The organism is Tsukamurella sp. 1534, from assembly GCF_000312385.1.
Lineage (GTDB): Bacteria > Actinomycetota > Actinomycetes > Mycobacteriales > Mycobacteriaceae > Tsukamurella.
The window spans coordinates 311,023-327,079 of record NZ_HE997626.1; the positions used below are offsets into that span (position 1 = coordinate 311,023).

Below are 16,057 nucleotides of genomic sequence, written 5' to 3' on the forward strand. Positions count from 1 at the left end.
CCACGATCCCAGTACTGTCCAGTACTATTTCGGCATGGACACCGCACCCGACGCACCCCGGCTCCGCGGCCGGCCCGGCGGCAGCAGCGGCGCGGACCTGCTCGCCATCGCCCGCGGCCTGTTCCTCGACCGGGGGTTCGGCGGCACCACGATGGACGCCGTCGCCGCGGGCGCGCGGATCTCGAAGCAGACCCTCTACCGCCAGTACCCGTCGAAGGACGACCTCTACGCCGCGGTCGTCCGCGACTGGGTCGACCGCGGGCGCGATGCGATGCGCCCGCACCTGGACGCCCTCATGGCGACCGAGGACGCTGCGCAGGGCTTGCGCGCGCTCGCCCGCACGCTCCAGGCCGGGGTCCTCAGCAGCCCCGTCCTGCGCATGCGCACTCTGGTCGCCGCCGAGGCACAGCGCTTCCCCGACGTGGCCGACGATTACGTGCGCCGGAGCTGGGATCGCAACCAGGCCCTCCTCGCCGAGGCGCTCGCGCACCTCGCCACCCGGGGCCTGCTCCACATCGACGATCCGGCCGCCGCGGCCGAGCAGTTCACCTGGCTGGCGCTCGCCGCGCCGCTCAACCGGCTCACTCTCACAGGCGGCCGGAGGGGCTGTACGCAGCAGGAATCGGATGCGGTCGCCGAGGAGGCCGTGGCGACCTTCCTCGCCCGGTACGCACCCTCGGACACCCGCGGCTGACCGGGCGCCGGGCCCGTCGGCACGTGTCGGCCCGCGCCAATACACTGGATCGGTGCCTGACGCCGCCCCCTCGACACTCCCCTCGCTCTCCGGACTGACCAGGGCGGTCGCCGCAGATCCCGATATCGCCGCCTTCGCCGACGCCGCGGGCAAGCCCGACCTCACCGTCACGGCGGTCGACGGTGCGCGGCCCTTCCTCGTCACCGCCCTCGCGCGTCGTGCCCCCGTGCTCGTGGTGACCGCGACCGGTCGCGAAGCCGACGACCTCAGCTCCGAGCTGCGGGAGACGCTGGGCGACGGCGCCGTGGCGCAGTTCCCGAGCTGGGAGACCCTTCCGCACGAGCGCCTCTCCCCCGGCGCGGACACCGTCGGCCGACGGCTGCAGGTGCTGCGCCGGCTGGCGCACCCCGGCGACGAGCAGTACGGCGAACCCCTGCGGGCCGTGGTCGCGACGGTCCGCTCCCTGGTCCAGCCCATGGCGCCCGGGCTCGGTGACGCCCCGTCGATCACGCTGCGCGAAGGCGTGGAGCACGACTTCGAGGAGCTCATCGAGACCCTCGTCGAGCTCGCGTACACGCGGGTGGACATGGTGGGCAAGCGCGGCGAGTTCGCCGTGCGCGGCGGCATCCTGGACGTGTTCCCCACCACCACGGATCTCCCTGTACGCGTGGAGTTCTGGGGCGACGAGATCACGGACCTGCGCGCCTTCTCGGTAGCCGATCAGCGGTCGCAGCCCGAGGTCGAGGTGGGCACCGTGCACGTGTACCCGTGCCGCGAGCTGCTCCTCACCGCGGATGTCCGCGAACGCGCGGCGGCACTCAAGGCGGAGCACGAGAACGACGCCGCGCTGGTGGAGATGCTGGAGAAGCTGGCACAGGGCATCCCGGTGGAGGGCATGGAGGCGCTCATCCCGGCGCTGCTCCCGGGCGACCTGCAGCTGCTCACCGACGTCCTGCCCGCGGGGGCGCACACCCTGCTGCTCGATCCCGAGAAGATCCGCACCCGCGCCGCGGACCTCGCCCGCACCGGGCAGGAGTTCCTGGAGGCGTCCTGGACGGCGGCCGCCCTCGGTTCGTCGGCGCCGCTCGACCCGAGCGGGATGAACCTGGGCGCCAGCGCCTACCGCGCCCTCGACGAGGTGCACGAATCCGTGTCGGCGCAGGGACGCCCGTGGTGGACGGTGTCGCCGCTCGCCGCCGGGCCGGACACCGACGACGACACCCACCTCACGGTGCACGCCGAGCACGCGCCCGCGCCGCGCGGCTCGGAGACCGAGGCGGAGAAGCTGTTCGCCACGCTGCGCGCCCACGCCGCGTCCGGCGGCAGCGGCGTGATCGTGGTGGCGGGCCAGGGAACCCGCGCCCGCATCCTGGAACGGCTGCGCGACGCGGAGGTCCCGGCGGCCGAGCTGGCGGCGGGCGAGGAGCCGCGACCCGGCACCGTCGGCGTGCTGCGCGGCAGCCTGCAGACCGGCCTCACGGTGCCCGCGCTCAGCCTGGTGCTGCTCGCCGAGCCCGACCTGACCGGCAACCGCGTCGCCGGGGTCGGCGACGGCCGCAGACTCCCGGCCAAGCGCCGCAACCAAGTCGACCCGCTCGCGCTCAGCGCGGGCGACCTGGTGGTGCACGACGAGCACGGCATCGGCAAGTTCGTGGAGATGATCGAGCGCACCGTGGCGGGGGCCCGCCGCGAGTACCTCGTGATCGAGTACGCGCCCAGTAAGCGCGGCCAGCCCGGCGACAAACTGTTCGTGCCGATGGAGTCGCTGGATCAGTTGTCGCGGTACGTGGGCGGCGAGATGCCCGCGCTGTCGCGGATGGGCGGCAGCGACTGGCAGAACACCAAACGCAAGGCGCGCAAGGCGGTCCGCGAGATCGCGGGCGAGCTGGTGCAGCTCTACGCCGCCCGTAACGCCGCGCCCGGGCACGCCTTCGCCGGCGACACCCCGTGGCAGCGTGAGATGGAGGACGCGTTCCCGTTCACCGAGACCGTCGACCAGATGACGGTGATCGGCGACGTGAAGGCCGACATGGAGAAGGCCGTCCCGATGGACCGCGTGGTGATCGGCGACGTGGGCTACGGCAAGACGGAGATCGCCGTACGCGCGGCCTTCAAGGCCGTGCAGGACGGCAAGCAGGTGGCGGTCCTGGTGCCCACCACGCTTCTGGCGCAACAACACCTGCAGACCTTCACCGACCGGATGCAGGGCTTCCCCGTCACCGTGAAGGGCCTGTCCCGGTTCACGGACAGGTTCGAGACGGAGCAGGTCCTCGAGGGCCTGGCCGACGGGAGCGTCGACGTCGTGGTCGGCACGCACCGCCTGCTGCAGATCGGTGTCCGGTGGAAGGACCTCGGGCTCGTGATCGTGGACGAGGAGCAGCGCTTCGGCGTGGAGCACAAGGAACACATCAAGGCGCTGCGCACCAACGTCGACGTGCTCACCATGAGCGCCACGCCCATCCCCCGCACCCTGGAGATGTCGATGGCGGGCATCCGCGAGATGTCCACGATCCTCACCCCGCCGGAGGAGCGGCACCCGGTGCTCACCTATGTGGGCGCCTACGACGGCAAGCAGGTGGCCGCCGCCATCCGCCGCGAGCTGTTGCGCGACGGCCAGGTGTTCTACGTGCACAACCGGGTCAGCTCGATCGATAAGGCCGCCAAGCAGATCCGCGACATGGTTCCCGAGGCCCGCGTGGTGGTGGCGCACGGTCAGATGGGCGAGGAGGCGCTGGAGCGCACCGTGCAGGGTTTCTGGAACCGCGAGTTCGACGTCCTCGTGTGCACCACGATCGTCGAGACCGGACTGGACATCTCCAACGCCAACACGCTCATAGTGGAGCGCGCGGAGAACCTCGGCCTCTCCCAGCTGCACCAGCTCCGCGGCCGCGTGGGCCGTTCCCGGGAGCGCGGCTACGCGTACTTCCTGTACCCGTCGGAGAAACCGCTCACCGAGACCGCCTACGACCGTCTCTCGACGATCGCGCAGAACAACGAGCTCGGCGCCGGCATGGCGGTCGCGATGAAGGACCTCGAACTGCGCGGCGCCGGAAACGTGTTGGGCGCGGAGCAGTCCGGCCACGTCGCGGGCGTCGGATTCGATCTGTACGTGCGCCTCGTGGGCGAGGCCGTCGAGGCCTTCCGCGCCGCGGCCGACGGCAAACCGATCACCATCGAGGAGGAGCAGAAGGAGGTGCGCATCGACCTGCCGGTGGACGCGCACATCCCGCCGGACTACGTGACCTCGGACCGGCTGCGCCTGGAGGCGTACCGCAAACTGGCTGCGGCGCACGACGATGCGGCCGTCGCCGAGGTGCTCACCGAGCTCACCGACCGGTACGGGCCGCCGCCCGTCGAAGTGGAGCGGCTCGCCGCGATCGCCCGGCTGCGGTCGCTGGCCCGCGCGGCCGGCGTCACCGAGATCACCGTCACCGGAACCACTCTGCGGGTCTCGCCGATGGAGCTGCGCGATTCGCAGCAGCTGCGCCTCAAACGGCTGTACCCCGGCGGCTCCTACCGGGCGACCACGCGCACGGTCACCTTCCCGCTCCCCCGCACCGGCGGGGGCGGGGTGGGCAGCGACCGGGTGCGCGACATCGAGCTGCTGCAGGTGGTCGCCGACTTCCTCGCCGCCATGGACGGCAAGGGCGCCGGCTACTGGCGCCTCGATCAGCCGCCCGTCGCGGCGCGGCCGGAGGCGACGGCGTGACCGAGGCGACCGGCAGCGCGCCGGGCACCGTCGTCCTCGTCGATCCCGCGCTGCCCGCACTCGTCCCCGTGGAAGCCCTCGGCGCGCTGACCGGGCCCGTGTTCTACACGGAGGAGCTGCCCGTACGGATCGCGTGGAACCTGCCCGACGGGCGCCCGGCGCTCGGCGCGGAGGTCCCGGCGGGAGCGACGGTGCTCTCCTCCGACGCCCGGCACCCGGCGGTGACCGCGCTCCGGGCGCGGGGCGCACGGGTGATCGCGCCCGCTCCGCCCGCCGGGCTGGGAGTACTGGACACCGTCGCCCTCATCGATCACCTGCGCACCACCGGCCCTTGGGAGTCGGAGCAGACCCACGCGAGCCTGCTGCGCTACCTCGTGGAGGAGACGTACGAGGTGGCCGACGCGGTGGCCGCGCTCGACGCCCCCGGCGCCGGCCCGGACGAGCGCGCCGAGCTGCGCAGCGAGCTGGGCGACCTGCTGCTCCAGGTGGTGTTCCACGCCCGGATCGCGCAGGAGGGCCCGGAGCCGTTCGACATCGACGACGTGGCCCGGACCCTGTCGGACAAGGTGCGCAGGCGCACGCCGCACCTGGCCGACGGCGCCGAGGTCGACGTGGCGACGCAGGCGGAGAACTGGGAGCGGCAGAAGCGGCTCGAGCGCGGCGAACGCGGCTCCGTGCTGGACTCCATCTCGCTGGGCCAGCCCGCGCTGGCGCTGGCCGGGAAGGTGTTCGAGCGGCTGCGCGCGGCGGGCTTCCCACCCGAGCTGGTGCCCGCGGACGTGCGCACCGTCACCGTCGACCCCGCCCTGGAGGACGCGTCCTTCGAACTGGACTACCGCCGCACGCTCCTGACCTTCATGGACGGGGTGCGGAAGGCGGAGGCGGCGATGGCCGCGGGCGGGGTAGACTCGTGGGCCGCAGCCTGGGACGACGGTCACGTCGGGAACCCGGCAGGCGACACCGGACGTTAGTCCGATGAGCCCGAACCCCCTCGCAGGAGAGAGTCCCACCGCCATGGTCACTGCCCGTATCCGCGCGGCCGCCGCAGTCGCGGCGGCGTCCGCGGTGCTCGCGACCGCGGCGTGCGGCACCTTCGGCGAGCGCGTCGACATCCCGCAGGGCATCCCGCCCGGGCCCGGCGCCCCGATCCCCTACATCGACGTCAACGGCCCCGGCCGCACGTCGGACCTGTTGCGGGACTGGGCGACGCCGATCAGCGTGGCCACCGGCATCCCGGTGATCTCGCTGCAGGCGTACGGCAACGCCGCGGAGGCGCTGCGCCAGCGCACCCCCGAGTGCGGGATCACGTGGACGACGCTGGCGGGCATCGGGTTCATCGAGAGCAAGCACGGCACCTATCACGGCGCGACGATCGCGCCGGACGGCAAGGTGTCGCCACCCATCCGCGGCGTGCCGCTGGACGGGACGAACGGTAACCAGGAGATCCGGGCCACCGGAACCGACCCGCACCGCCCCAACGCCAAGTTCGACGCCGCGATGGGCCCGTTCCAGTTCATCCCGGAGACGTGGCAGCGGTTCGGGGTGGACGCCAACGGCGATGGCAGGGCCGATCCCGACAACATCGACGACGCGGCGATGACGGCCGCCCGGTACCTGTGCGTCTCGGGCAAGGACCTCACCACCGCGGAGGGCTGGGAGAAGGCCGTGATGGTCTACAACCAGTCCCGCAAGTACGTCCTGGACGTGCGCGACGCCGCGGCCTCGTACTCGGTGAACGTGCAGCCCTGATTCTCAGCGGGGTGTACGGGGGCGAGCAGGTTCTCCGCGCACCGTGGGAGACGTGCCCCGGAACCCTCCGCGAAACTTCGCTCGGCGGACTGGACGCGACCACTATGGCCGCGTCTGCCTGCTCCAGTGCATATTCGCGACGAGTCACAGACCACGGCGAGAGCCGCGCGGAGGCGGGGGCCGCTAGACGTCGAGTCCTGCGGCCCTCGCCTGATGCTTCACGTCGCTCATCGCGGAGAGGTTCCCGATGAGCGCGATCCAGTTGTAGGCGAGCAGGGAGATCACGCCCCACCAGCCGAGGCAGGCGTTGTGCAGCTGCGCGCCGCGGTACGCCCGCTTGACGTCCTCGTAGCTGCCGGCGACGTGCACGTCGCTGGACAGCGCCAGGATCAGCAGGCCCGTGTGCTTCCTGAACTTCGCATGGAAGAGCGGCGCCTGGGGCGGGTACTGCTGCGGCGAATACTGCTGGGCCGGGTACTGGTGTGGCGGGACGGGATACGGGTTCTGCGGTGCCGGCTGCGGCGGGTTCTGCTCGGTCATGGGAGTCATTGAGCCCCGCAGCCCTTATGCGGTGCTTGCCCGCCGCTTGCCCGCGGATAGCGTGGGCGCATGCGCATCTGGTCGTTGCACCCGCGGTATCTGGACCGGCAGGGCCTGCTCGCCTGCTGGCGCGAGACGCTGCTGGCGCAGGGCGTGCTGGCCGGCCGCACCCGCGGCTACACGCGGCACCCCCAGCTGGAGCGCTTCCGGGAGGCCGCAGATCCGCTCGCGGCGGTGTGCGTGTACCTGGCCGCCGTCGCCGAGGAGGCCGACGCCCGCGGCTACGCCTTCGACCGCACCCGGATCGACGACCCCGCGGCCGTCGCGCCGGCGATCGACGTGACCACGGGCCAGCTGGACCTCGAGTGGGCGCACCTGACCGCGAAGCTGGAGGCGCGCAGCCCCGAGGTCGCGGAGCGCTGGCGCGCCGTGGAGCGGCCGGACACGCACCGGAGCTTCCGCGCCGTCCCCGGCCCCGTCGCGCCGTGGGAGCGCGCCCGGCCGGACCGCGACGACTGACGAATCCGGCAGATCCCGCCCTCCGTCGCTGGTGGGCGTGAGCCCGGACATCGGCCGCGGTCGGAACGACGACAGCTCTCCCGCCAGGACTCGAACCTGAAATGTCTGAACCAAAATCAGAAGTGTTGCCGATTACACCACGGGAGAACGGGCCCCGCGCCTGCGGGAACCGCCGCCAAGCATTGTGCCACGGACGCTGCGCTCAGGCGGTTCTCGTAGGATTGCGCCGACCATCGACGCGCAGCAGACCACCACGACAGCGGAGGAAACCAGGCGATGACGAACGGAACGGCGGTGGTGATCCTCGCCGCGGGCGCGGGCACGCGGATGCGGTCCAAGACGCCGAAGGTGCTGCACCGCATCGTGGGGCGCACGCTCCTGGGACACGCCCTGCACGCCGCATCGGGCACCCGCCCGGACCACCTCGTCGTGGTCGTCGGCCACGATCGGGACCGGGTGGCCGAGGCCGCGCTCGGGACGGCCGGCGAACTCGACCACGAGATCCTGGTCGCCGTGCAGGAGGAGCAGCGCGGCACCGGCGACGCGGTGCAGGCCGGCCTCGAGGCCCTCCCCGCCGACTTCACCGGCACCGTCGTCGTGACGGCGGCCGACGTGCCGCTCCTGGACTCCGCCACCCTCACCGACCTCCTCGGCACGCACACCGACGGCGACGGGGCCGCCGTCACCGTGCTCACCACCGCGGTCGAGGACCCCACCGGCTACGGCCGCGTGCTGCGCACGCAGGACGGCCAGGTGACCCAGATCGTGGAGCAGAAGGACGCGACCGCCGAGCAGCTGGCGATCACGGAGATCAACTCCGGCGTGTACGCCTTCGACCACGCGCAGCTCGTCGCCGCACTGGCGCAGCTGCGGCCGGACAACTCGCAGGGCGAGCTGTACCTCACCGACGTCATCGGCATCGCGCGCTCGGCCGGCCTGCTGGTGCGCGGCGACCACGTGGACGACGAGATGCTGGTGGCCGGCTGCAACGACAGGGTCCAGCTGTCGGCGCTGGGCCGCGAGCTGAACCGGCGCATCGTCGCCCGGCACCAGCTGGGCGGCGTCACGGTGGTCGACCCCTCGAACACCTACATCGACGTCGACGTGTCGATCGCCGCCGACGTGCGGATCGAGCCGGGCACGCACCTGCGCGGCACCACCAGGATCGGCGAGGACGCCGTGATCGGGCCCGACACGACCCTCGTCGACACGACGGTGGGCGCCGGCGCCACGGTGCTCCGCAGCGAGGTGCACTCGGCCACGATCCGCGAGGACGCCACCGTCGGCCCGTTCAGCTACCTGCGCCCGAACACCGACCTGGGCGCCAAGGGCAAGATCGGCGCGTTCGCGGAGACCAAGAACGCCCGGATCGGCGAGGGCAGCAAGCTCCCGCACCTGAGCTACCTGGGCGACGCGACCGTCGGGGTGGGCACCAACATCGGGTGCGCGACGGTGACCGTGAATTACGACGGGGTGAACAAGCATCGAACGGTGATCGGCGACCACGTGAGGATCGGATCCGACACGATGTTGGTCGCCCCGGTCGAGGTGGGCGACGGGGCGTACACCGGAGCGGGTACCGTGATCAAGCGCGACGTGCCGCCCGGAGCTCTGGCGGTGTCCGCCGCGGATCAGCGAAACATCGACGATTGGGTACTGCGCCGGCGTCCGGGCACGAGCTCAGCCGAGGCAGCCCAGCAGGCTATCGCGAGGATTGACGAGCAGTGAACGACTGGATCGATAACAAGAAGAACCTGATGCTCTTCTCGGGTCGTGCCCACCCCGAGTTGGCGCAGCAGGTCGCCGACGAGCTCGGGATCGAGGTCACGCCCCAGACCGCCCGGGACTTCGCCAACGGCGAGATCTTCGTCCGGTTCGAGGAGTCGGTGCGCGGCAGCGACGCGTTCGTGCTGCAGAGCGACCCGTACCCGGTCAATCAGTGGCTCATGGAGCAGCTGATCATGATCGACGCGCTCAAGCGAGGTTCGGCCAAACGGATCACCGCGATCCTGCCGTTCTACCCGTACGCCCGGCAGGACAAGAAGCACCGCGGCCGCGAGCCCATCTCCGCCCGCCTCGTCGCGGACCTGCTCAAGACCGCGGGCGCCGACCGGATCATCACGGTCGACCTGCACACCGATCAGATCCAGGGCTTCTTCGACGGCCCCGTCGACCACATGCACGCCCAGACGATGCTGGCCGACTACGTCCGTGAGCACTACGGCACCGCCAACATGGTGGTCGTCTCCCCCGACGCCGGCCGCGTCAAGGTGGGCGAGAAGTGGGCCGACGCGCTCGACGGTGCGCCGCTGGCATTCGTGCACAAGACCCGCGACCCCAACGTGCCCAACCAGGTCAAGAGCAACCGCGTCGTGGGCGACGTGGCCGGCCGCACCTGCGTCCTGATCGACGACATGATCGACACCGGCGGCACCATCGCCGGCGCCGTCGGCGTGCTCAAGGAGGCGGGCGCCAAGGACGTGATCATCGCGACCACGCACGGCGTGCTCTCCGACCCGGCCACCGAGCGCCTCGCCAGCTGCGGCGCCCGCGAGGTGATCGCCACCAACACGCTGCCGATCCCGGCCGAGAAGCGGTTCGAGAACCTCACCGTGCTGTCGATCGCGCCGCTGCTGGCCCGCACCATCCGCGAGGTCTTCGAGAACGGCTCGGTGACGAGCCTGTTCAACGGCAACGCCTGACCGCATCGTGACGGGCGTGCGGGGCGACTTCCGCGCCGAGATCTGGCTCTCGGAGGTCTTCGCCGCCTGTCGCTTCGTCTCGCTCCCGAACCACCTGGCCGACGAGATCGCCGACGCGGTCGATCCCTCCAGGCCGGGGTTCGGGAGCGTTCGCGTCTCCGTGACGCTCGGCGGCACCACGTGGGCGACGTCGGTCTTCCCCGACGCCGCGCGCGGCACCTACGTGCTTCCGGTGAACAAGGCCGTGCGCACCGCCGAGGGCGTCGATGCCGGGGACACCGTCCACGTGCGGCTCGCCGTCACGGGCTAGATTGACCCGTATGGACGCGACGATCTATCACAACCCCCGCTGCACCAAGTCCCGCCAGGCGCTGGCCCGGCTGGAGGAGGCGGGGGCGACGGTGACGGTGGTCAAGTACCTCGACCAGATCCCGTCGAAGGCCGAGCTGAAGCAGCTGATCGACGATGCCGGGCTCACCGTCCGCCAGGCCGTGCGCACCCGCGAGGCGGAGTACAAGGACCTCGGCCTCGCCGACGCGACCGACGATGCACTCCTCGACGCGATGGTGGCGCACCCCAAGCTCATCGAGCGGCCCTTCGTGGTGACGGCCAAGGGCACCCGGATGGCCCGCCCCACCGAGGCCGTCGACGAGATCCTGTAGCGGAGGGCGATGCTCTTCCGGCAGCTCGAGTACTTCGTCGCCCTCGCGCGCGAGCGGCACTTCGCGCGCGCGGCGAGCGCCTGCTACGTCTCGCAGCCGGCGTTGTCCGAGGCGATCCGCAAGCTCGAGCACGAGCTCGACGTTCCGCTCGTGCTGCGCGGCTCCGCCTTCGAGGGCCTGACCCCCGAGGGCGAGCGGCTCGTGCCCTGGGCGCGCCGCATCCTCGCCGACCGCGACGCCCTGGAGCACGAGGTCACGGCCCTGCGCACCGGCCTCAGCGGGGAGCTGAGCCTCGGCGTGATCCCCGCGGCCGCCACCTCGGCGGCGTTCCTCACCGACCCGTTCTGCACCGCGCACCCGCTGGTCCGGGTCCGGGTGTGGGCCGGCCTGCGCTCCGCGGACGTGGTCGAGCGCATCCGCCGGTTCGAGCTGGACGCGGGCATCGTCTACGCCGGGGGCGTCGACGTCGACGGGTTGTCGGTGACGCCGCTCTACACGGACCGGCTCGCGCTCGTGGCGCGCGAGGACCTCCTGCCCGACGGTGACGGTCCTCTCGCGTGGGCCGACGCCGCGCAGCTGCCGATGTGCCTGCTGCACGAGGGCATGCACGGGCGGGACCTGGTCGACGCGGCGGCGCGGGCGCACGGGGTGCGGCTGTCGCCGCGGTTGGAGGCCGACTCCGTCGCGACGCTCCTCGCGATGGCCGGCGCCGGGCGGTGGGCGTCGATCGTGCCGCGCGCCTGGATCGCGACGTACCGCGCACCGTCGGGGACCCGGGCCGTCGAGCTGGAGGGCGCGGGCGACCTCGCCACCTCCGTGGCGCTCGTCCGCAGTGCCGGCGAACCGGAGTCGGTGCTCGCGCGGGCGCTGGCGGAGAGTGCGGCCGGCGCCGACTGAGGCCCTGCCTGCGGTGATCGGCGCCGCCTATCGGCCGACCGGAGACCGGTATTGGACGCCGGGCCGGAACACGGCGAGAGTAGATGCATAGGGACGAAATCAGTTCTCCCACTCGCCGATTCGAGGAGTCATCATGGCAAAGATCCTGTGTGTGCTGTACCCGGACCCCGTCACCGGATACCCGCCCGAGTACGCCCGGGACTCCATCCCGCTGATCGAGGCCTACCCCGGCGGCCAGACGATCCCCTCCCCCGCGGACATCGACTTCACGCCCGGCGAACTGCTCGGCTGCGTTTCCGGCGAGCTGGGCCTGCGGAAGTACCTGGAGGCCGCGGGGCACGAGCTGATCGTCACCTCCGATAAGGACGGCGAGGAGTTCGAGCGGCACCTCACCGAGGCGGAAGTGGTGATCTCCCAGCCGTTCTGGCCGGCGTACCTGTCCGCGGAGCGGATCGCGAAGGCGCCCGACCTGAAGCTGGCGCTCACCGCCGGGATCGGTTCGGACCACGTCGATCTGGACGCCGCGATCAAGGCGGGAATCACCGTCGCCGAGGTCACCTACAGCAACTCGATCAGCGTCGCCGAGCACGCGGTGATGCAGATCCTCACGCTGGTGCGGAACTTCGTGCCGTCGTACAAGTGGGTCATCGAGGGCGGCTGGAACATCGCCGATTGCGTGGAGCGCGCGTACGACCTCGAGGGCATGGACGTCGGCATCATCGCCGCGGGCCGCATCGGGCAGGCCGTGATGCGCCGCCTCGCGCCGTTCGACGTGCGGCTGCACTACTTCGACACCCGCCGCCTGCCGCTCGACCTGGAGCAGGAGCTGAACCTGACCTACCACGACTCGGTCGAATCGCTGGTGAGCTCGGTGGACGTGGTGGACATCCACGCCCCGCTGCATCCGAAGACCTACCACATGTTCGATGCGAAGCTGCTCTCGACGATGCGCCGCGGCAGCTACATCGTGAACACTGCGCGCGCCGAGATCGTGGTCCGCGACGACGTGGTGGCGGCCCTCGAGTCGGGGCAGCTGGCGGGCTACGCCGGCGACGTCTGGTTCCCGCAGCCGCCGGCCGTGGACCACCCGTGGCGCACCATGCCGAACCACGCGATGACGCCGCACGTCTCGGGCACCACGCTCTCCGCGCAGGCCCGGTACGCCGCCGGCACCCGCGAGATCCTCGAGGACTTCTTCGCCGGGTCCCCATCCGCGACGAGTACCTCATCGTGGACGGCGGCGCGCTGGCCGGCGTCGGCGCGAGCTCGTACACCGCCGACGGCTCGGCCAGCCCCGGCGCGCAGGCCTGATCCCCGACGGTGCGCGGCCCGGCCTCAGCGGGGACGCTCGGCCGGGCTGCGCACCAGCAGCGCCACCGCGACACCCACGACCACGCCGATCAGCGTGTCGACGCCGCGGTAGAGCAGCATCCGCATCGGGTCCGTCGGATCGGCCAGCTCGGTCAGAAGCATGATCAGCGGGGTGAAGAAGCCGATCGCGACCGCGTAGTGCCGGGCCATGTAGAGCTCCGTCGGGAACAGCAGCGCGATCGCGATGAGCGCGAGCGCCGCGGGCCCCAGCCCGAGCGCCAGCAGGCCGGCGGTGACCAGCAACCCCACGAACGTCCCGACGGTGCGGTGCGCGGCCCGGGTGAGCACCAGGCCCGTCTCCGCATCGGACGGCCGCCCGGCGTCGATCACGGCGAGCGGCACCGCCGCCGCGGCCATCGCCCAGTTGGCGTGGTCCACACCCACGAGCACGCCGGCGCAGCCCGCCAGACCGACGGCGAGGGCGTAGCGCAGGGCGTGGATCCCCACCCCCGGCGCGGGGCGGCGGAACACCAGCGCGATGCCGTCCCACCACGGGCGGCCCCGAAGCGGATGCGGCCGGCCCACGGTCCCCACGGCGACCGCGAACAGCACCGTCGCCACGCAGATCCCGAGCGCCTGGCCGGCCGGGGCGAGGCCGGCGGGCAGCGTCGCGGTGGCGCCGAACGCGAACAGGAAGAAGAACGGTCCGGGCGGCCGCAGCCGCACCGCGTCGGCCAGCACGGACCCGATGGCGGCGAATGCCACGCCCACCGCCACCAGCAACCAGTGCGAGCCCTCGAAGCGTGCGAGCGCGATGCCCAGGGCCTCGCCGGCGGTGAGCAGCCCACCCGCCTGCAGCTGGTGGACGATCCGCGGGCGGCCGGTCTCGCCCCGCCCGTACATCCCCGCGAACGCGCCGAACTCGGCGTACACGATCAACTCAGGAAGGCCCGCGATGATCAGGAGCACACCCGGCACGAGCAGTGCCAGGGCGACCCGGAGGGCGTGTCCGCCGTCGCTGAGGTCCGGTCGGTACGACGGCGGGATCCGGAGCGAGATCAGGGCCGGATCAGGACGTTGCGATCAGGAGCGTCGCGACGACCGCGCACACGGCGGACACCGTGACGGCGCCCGCGGCGGTCAATGCGTTCGCGGTGTAGGTGGCGTCCGACGCCGGCCGGCGGGGCGCGGACACCTGGCAGGCGAACACCAGCCCGGCGAGCGCCACGACGCCCAACACCACCACTGCGATCCACGTCATCTCGGCTCCCTCCGGTCGATTCGCCGCGCGCGCATCTCCGCGGCGACGCGACGGTCCGTGCGCGGACCATCATCGCACGGGCCGGATTCCGCGCACGCCGAGACGCCGCGGTGCTTCTCCGGCGCGAACCGACGGGCGGAGTTAGTGTGAAAATCGTGGTCCCGAATCAAGCCGTTCTGACCCCGTTGACGCAGGCCGCGATGTTCGTCGTGGCCACCATCGAGGAGGGCCGGGAGGCCGACGTCCACGATGCGCTCGACAACCTCTCCGGGCTCACCCGGTCCGTGGGATTCCGATATCCGGACAAACATCTCACGCTCGTCACCTCGTTCGGCTCGGACGCCTGGGACCGCCTGTTCTCCGGGCCGCGGCCCGCATCCCTGCACCCGTTCGTCGAGCTCGACGGTCCGCGGCATCGCGCACCGTCGACGCCCGGCGACGTCCTGCTGCACGTCAAGGCCAGCACGCTCGACATGTGTTTCGAGCTGGCGTGGCGAGTGCTCGAATCCTTCGGCGACGCCGTGACCGTGGTCGACGAGGTGCACGGCTTCCGGTTCTTCGACGACCGGGACCTGCTGGGTTTCGTGGACGGCACGGAGAATCCCGCGGGCGCCGCTGCGGTGGCCGCGACCGCCGTGGGCGACGAGGACCCGGACTTCGCGGGCGGCAGCTACGTACACGTGCAGAAGTACCTGCACGACATGGCCGCGTGGCGCGCGCAGTCGGTCGAGGAGCAGGAGCGGGTGATCGGCCGCAGCAAGCTCGAGGACATCGAGATGGCCGACGAGGTGAAGCCGAAGGACGCTCACATCGCGCTCACCGTGATCGAGGACGAGAACGGCGACCAGCTGCAGATCGTGCGGCAGAACATGCCGTTCGGATCGCTCGGCAGCGCCGAGTTCGGCACCTACTTCATCGGCTACTCGCGGGACCCCGAGGTCACCGAACACATGCTGCGCAACATGTTCCTCGGCGATCCGCCCGGGAACACGGACCGCATCCTGGACTTCTCCACCGCGCACACCGGGTGCCTGTTCTTCACCCCGTCGGCGGACTGGCTCGACGCACCGCCGGACCTCCCCGCCGCGGCCGGCGAGGAGGAGCCCGCCCCGACCGGTCCGGCCCCGGCCCCGGCACACGGATCCCTCCACATCGGCAGCCTGAAAGGACAGCAGTGATGAACAACCTCTACCGCGACCTCGCGCCCGTCACCTCGGAGGCGTGGGACGAGATCGAGACCGAGGCGAGCCGCACCTTCCAGCGGAACATCGCCGGCCGCCGCGTCGTCGATGTCAGCGAGCCCGCCGGTCCCACCGCATCCGCCGTGGGCACCGGGCACCTGGTGGGTGTCGCGGGCCCCGACGAGGGCGTCCAGGCGCACCTGCGCGACAGTCGCCCGCTGGTGCGCCTCCGCGTCCCGTTCAGCCTGAGCCGCAAGGCCATCGACTCCGTGGAGCGCGGTGCGCAGGACGCCGACTGGGATCCCGTCAAGGACGCCGCGCAGAAGCTCGCGTTCGCCGAGGACCGCGCGGTGTTCGAGGGCTACCCCGCCGCGTCCATCCCCGGGATCCGCGCGACGGCGTCGGGCGGAAGCATCACCCTGCCGGACGACCCCACGGACATCCCGGACGCGGTCTCCCAGGCCCTCAGCGACCTGCGGCTGGCCGGCGTCGACGGGCCCTACTCCGTGCTGCTGTCCGCCGACGTGTACACCGAGGTGAGCGAGACCTCCGATCACGGCTACCCGATCCGCGAGCACCTCAACCGGCTCGTGGACGGCGAGATCATCTGGGCCCCGGCGATCGACGGCGCGTTCGTGCTCACCACCCGCGGAGGCGATTTCGATCTCCGGCTCGGCACCGACGTGGAGATCGGCTATCTCGGCCACGACGCCGACACCGTCGAGCTGTACCTGCAGGAGACGTTCACGTTCCTCGCGTACACGCCCGAGGCGGCCGTTCCGCTCGCCGCCCGGCGCTGACCCACCTCACCCCCTCCCGGCCGCCCCCGGCG

At 71.8% G+C, this 16,057-nt stretch carries 15 protein-coding genes, 1 tRNA gene and 1 pseudogene; 13 read left to right on the plus strand and 4 right to left on the minus strand.

The features are described from left to right. Positions 1-34 precede the first annotated feature (34 nt). From BN39_RS01575 to BN39_RS01590, 4 genes are read left to right on the plus strand one after another with little or no spacing between them, the layout of a single operon-like run. Complete coding sequence (locus BN39_RS01575; protein ID WP_019200597.1) at positions 35-694, plus strand: TetR/AcrR family transcriptional regulator; 660 nt, start codon at positions 35-37, stop codon at positions 692-694. A 52-nt stretch (positions 695-746) separates the two neighbouring features. Next, complete coding sequence (gene mfd / locus BN39_RS01580) at positions 747-4,403, plus strand: transcription-repair coupling factor (protein ID WP_019200598.1); 3,657 nt, start codon at positions 747-749, stop codon at positions 4,401-4,403. After that, positions 4,400-5,374 (plus strand): MazG family protein, encoded by a 975-nt coding sequence (locus tag BN39_RS01585; RefSeq protein WP_019200599.1) that lies wholly within the window; start codon positions 4,400-4,402, stop codon positions 5,372-5,374. Before mfd ends, BN39_RS01585 begins: the two co-directional genes overlap by 4 nt. A 43-nt stretch (positions 5,375-5,417) precedes the next feature. Then, complete coding sequence (locus tag BN39_RS01590) at positions 5,418-6,152, plus strand: lytic transglycosylase domain-containing protein (RefSeq protein ID WP_019200600.1); 735 nt, start codon at positions 5,418-5,420, stop codon at positions 6,150-6,152. A 183-nt stretch (positions 6,153-6,335) separates the two neighbouring features. Here the strand turns inward: BN39_RS01590 and BN39_RS01595 are convergent, their stop codons facing one another. Continuing rightward, positions 6,336-6,692, minus strand: a complete 357-nt coding sequence (locus tag BN39_RS01595; RefSeq protein WP_019200601.1) for a hypothetical protein — start codon at positions 6,690-6,692, stop codon at positions 6,336-6,338. A gap of 69 nt (positions 6,693-6,761) precedes the next feature. On the opposite strand from BN39_RS01595, the gene BN39_RS01600 reads away from it, so the two are divergent. Next, positions 6,762-7,211 (plus strand): pyrimidine dimer DNA glycosylase/endonuclease V, encoded by a 450-nt coding sequence (locus BN39_RS01600; protein ID WP_019200602.1) that lies wholly within the window; start codon positions 6,762-6,764, stop codon positions 7,209-7,211. A 75-nt stretch (positions 7,212-7,286) separates the two neighbouring features. On the opposite strand, the gene BN39_RS01605 is transcribed toward BN39_RS01600, so the two are convergent. Further along, a tRNA-Gln gene (locus BN39_RS01605) sits at positions 7,287-7,358 on the minus strand. 129 nt (positions 7,359-7,487) lie between these two features. Here BN39_RS01605 and glmU point away from each other — a divergent pair. From glmU to BN39_RS01635, 6 genes and pseudogenes are all read left to right on the plus strand, one after another. Then, complete coding sequence (gene glmU / locus BN39_RS01610; protein WP_019200603.1) at positions 7,488-8,939, plus strand: bifunctional UDP-N-acetylglucosamine diphosphorylase/glucosamine-1-phosphate N-acetyltransferase GlmU; 1,452 nt, start codon at positions 7,488-7,490, stop codon at positions 8,937-8,939. Next, positions 8,936-9,913 (plus strand): ribose-phosphate diphosphokinase, encoded by a 978-nt coding sequence (locus BN39_RS01615; RefSeq protein WP_019200604.1) that lies wholly within the window; start codon positions 8,936-8,938, stop codon positions 9,911-9,913. Before glmU ends, BN39_RS01615 begins: the two co-directional genes overlap by 4 nt. Before the next feature lie 16 nt (positions 9,914-9,929). Then, on the plus strand, positions 9,930-10,223 hold the full coding sequence (locus BN39_RS01620) for a DUF1905 domain-containing protein (protein WP_051158915.1): 294 nt from the start codon (positions 9,930-9,932) through the stop codon (positions 10,221-10,223). A gap of 10 nt (positions 10,224-10,233) precedes the next feature. After that, positions 10,234-10,575, plus strand: coding sequence for an arsenate reductase (glutaredoxin) (gene arsC, locus BN39_RS01625; RefSeq protein WP_019200606.1), 342 nt, complete (start codon positions 10,234-10,236; stop codon positions 10,573-10,575). 9 nt (positions 10,576-10,584) lie between these two features. Then, positions 10,585-11,472 (plus strand): LysR family transcriptional regulator, encoded by an 888-nt coding sequence (locus BN39_RS01630; protein ID WP_019200607.1) that lies wholly within the window; start codon positions 10,585-10,587, stop codon positions 11,470-11,472. Between the two features lie 133 nt (positions 11,473-11,605). Beyond that, a pseudogene (locus BN39_RS01635) lies at positions 11,606-12,783 on the plus strand (NAD-dependent formate dehydrogenase). Between the two features lie 24 nt (positions 12,784-12,807). Here BN39_RS01635 and BN39_RS01640 read toward each other — a convergent pair. Together BN39_RS01640 and BN39_RS23775 are read right to left on the minus strand one after the other, a co-directional pair. Then, complete coding sequence (locus tag BN39_RS01640; RefSeq protein WP_051158794.1) at positions 12,808-13,830, minus strand: FUSC family protein; 1,023 nt, start codon at positions 13,828-13,830, stop codon at positions 12,808-12,810. A gap of 22 nt (positions 13,831-13,852) precedes the next feature. Next, a complete protein-coding gene (locus BN39_RS23775; RefSeq protein WP_019200609.1) occupies positions 13,853-14,044 on the minus strand; it encodes a hypothetical protein in 192 nt (63 codons plus the stop codon). A gap of 155 nt (positions 14,045-14,199) precedes the next feature. On the opposite strand from BN39_RS23775, the gene BN39_RS01650 reads away from it, so the two are divergent. Both BN39_RS01650 and BN39_RS01655 read left to right on the plus strand, forming a co-directional pair. After that, entirely contained in the window at positions 14,200-15,222 is a 1,023-nt protein-coding gene (locus BN39_RS01650; RefSeq protein ID WP_371190603.1) for a Dyp-type peroxidase, read from the plus strand. Next, positions 15,222-16,025: a family 1 encapsulin nanocompartment shell protein gene (locus BN39_RS01655; RefSeq protein ID WP_019200611.1), complete on the plus strand. Its 804-nt coding sequence runs from the start codon at positions 15,222-15,224 to the stop codon at positions 16,023-16,025. Before BN39_RS01650 ends, BN39_RS01655 begins: the two co-directional genes overlap by 1 nt. Positions 16,026-16,057: the final 32 nt, after the last annotated feature.

Excerpts from the sequence above, each read along its gene's own strand:
- BN39_RS01575 (WP_019200597.1), top strand. The coding sequence starts at position 35 with ATGGACACCGCACCCGACGCACCCCGGCTCCGCGGCCGGCCCGGCGGC.
- BN39_RS01590 (WP_019200600.1), top strand. The coding sequence starts at position 5,418 with ATGGTCACTGCCCGTATCCGCGCGGCCGCCGCAGTCGCGGCGGCGTCC.
- BN39_RS01595 (WP_019200601.1), bottom strand. The coding sequence starts at position 6,692 with ATGACCGAGCAGAACCCGCCGCAGCCGGCACCGCAGAACCCGTATCCC.
- BN39_RS01600 (WP_019200602.1), top strand. The coding sequence starts at position 6,762 with ATGCGCATCTGGTCGTTGCACCCGCGGTATCTGGACCGGCAGGGCCTG.
- glmU (WP_019200603.1), top strand. The coding sequence starts at position 7,488 with ATGACGAACGGAACGGCGGTGGTGATCCTCGCCGCGGGCGCGGGCACG.
- arsC (WP_019200606.1), top strand. The coding sequence starts at position 10,234 with ATGGACGCGACGATCTATCACAACCCCCGCTGCACCAAGTCCCGCCAG.
- BN39_RS01630 (WP_019200607.1), top strand. The coding sequence starts at position 10,585 with ATGCTCTTCCGGCAGCTCGAGTACTTCGTCGCCCTCGCGCGCGAGCGG.
- BN39_RS23775 (WP_019200609.1), bottom strand. The coding sequence starts at position 14,044 with ATGACGTGGATCGCAGTGGTGGTGTTGGGCGTCGTGGCGCTCGCCGGG.
- BN39_RS01655 (WP_019200611.1), top strand. The coding sequence starts at position 15,222 with ATGAACAACCTCTACCGCGACCTCGCGCCCGTCACCTCGGAGGCGTGG.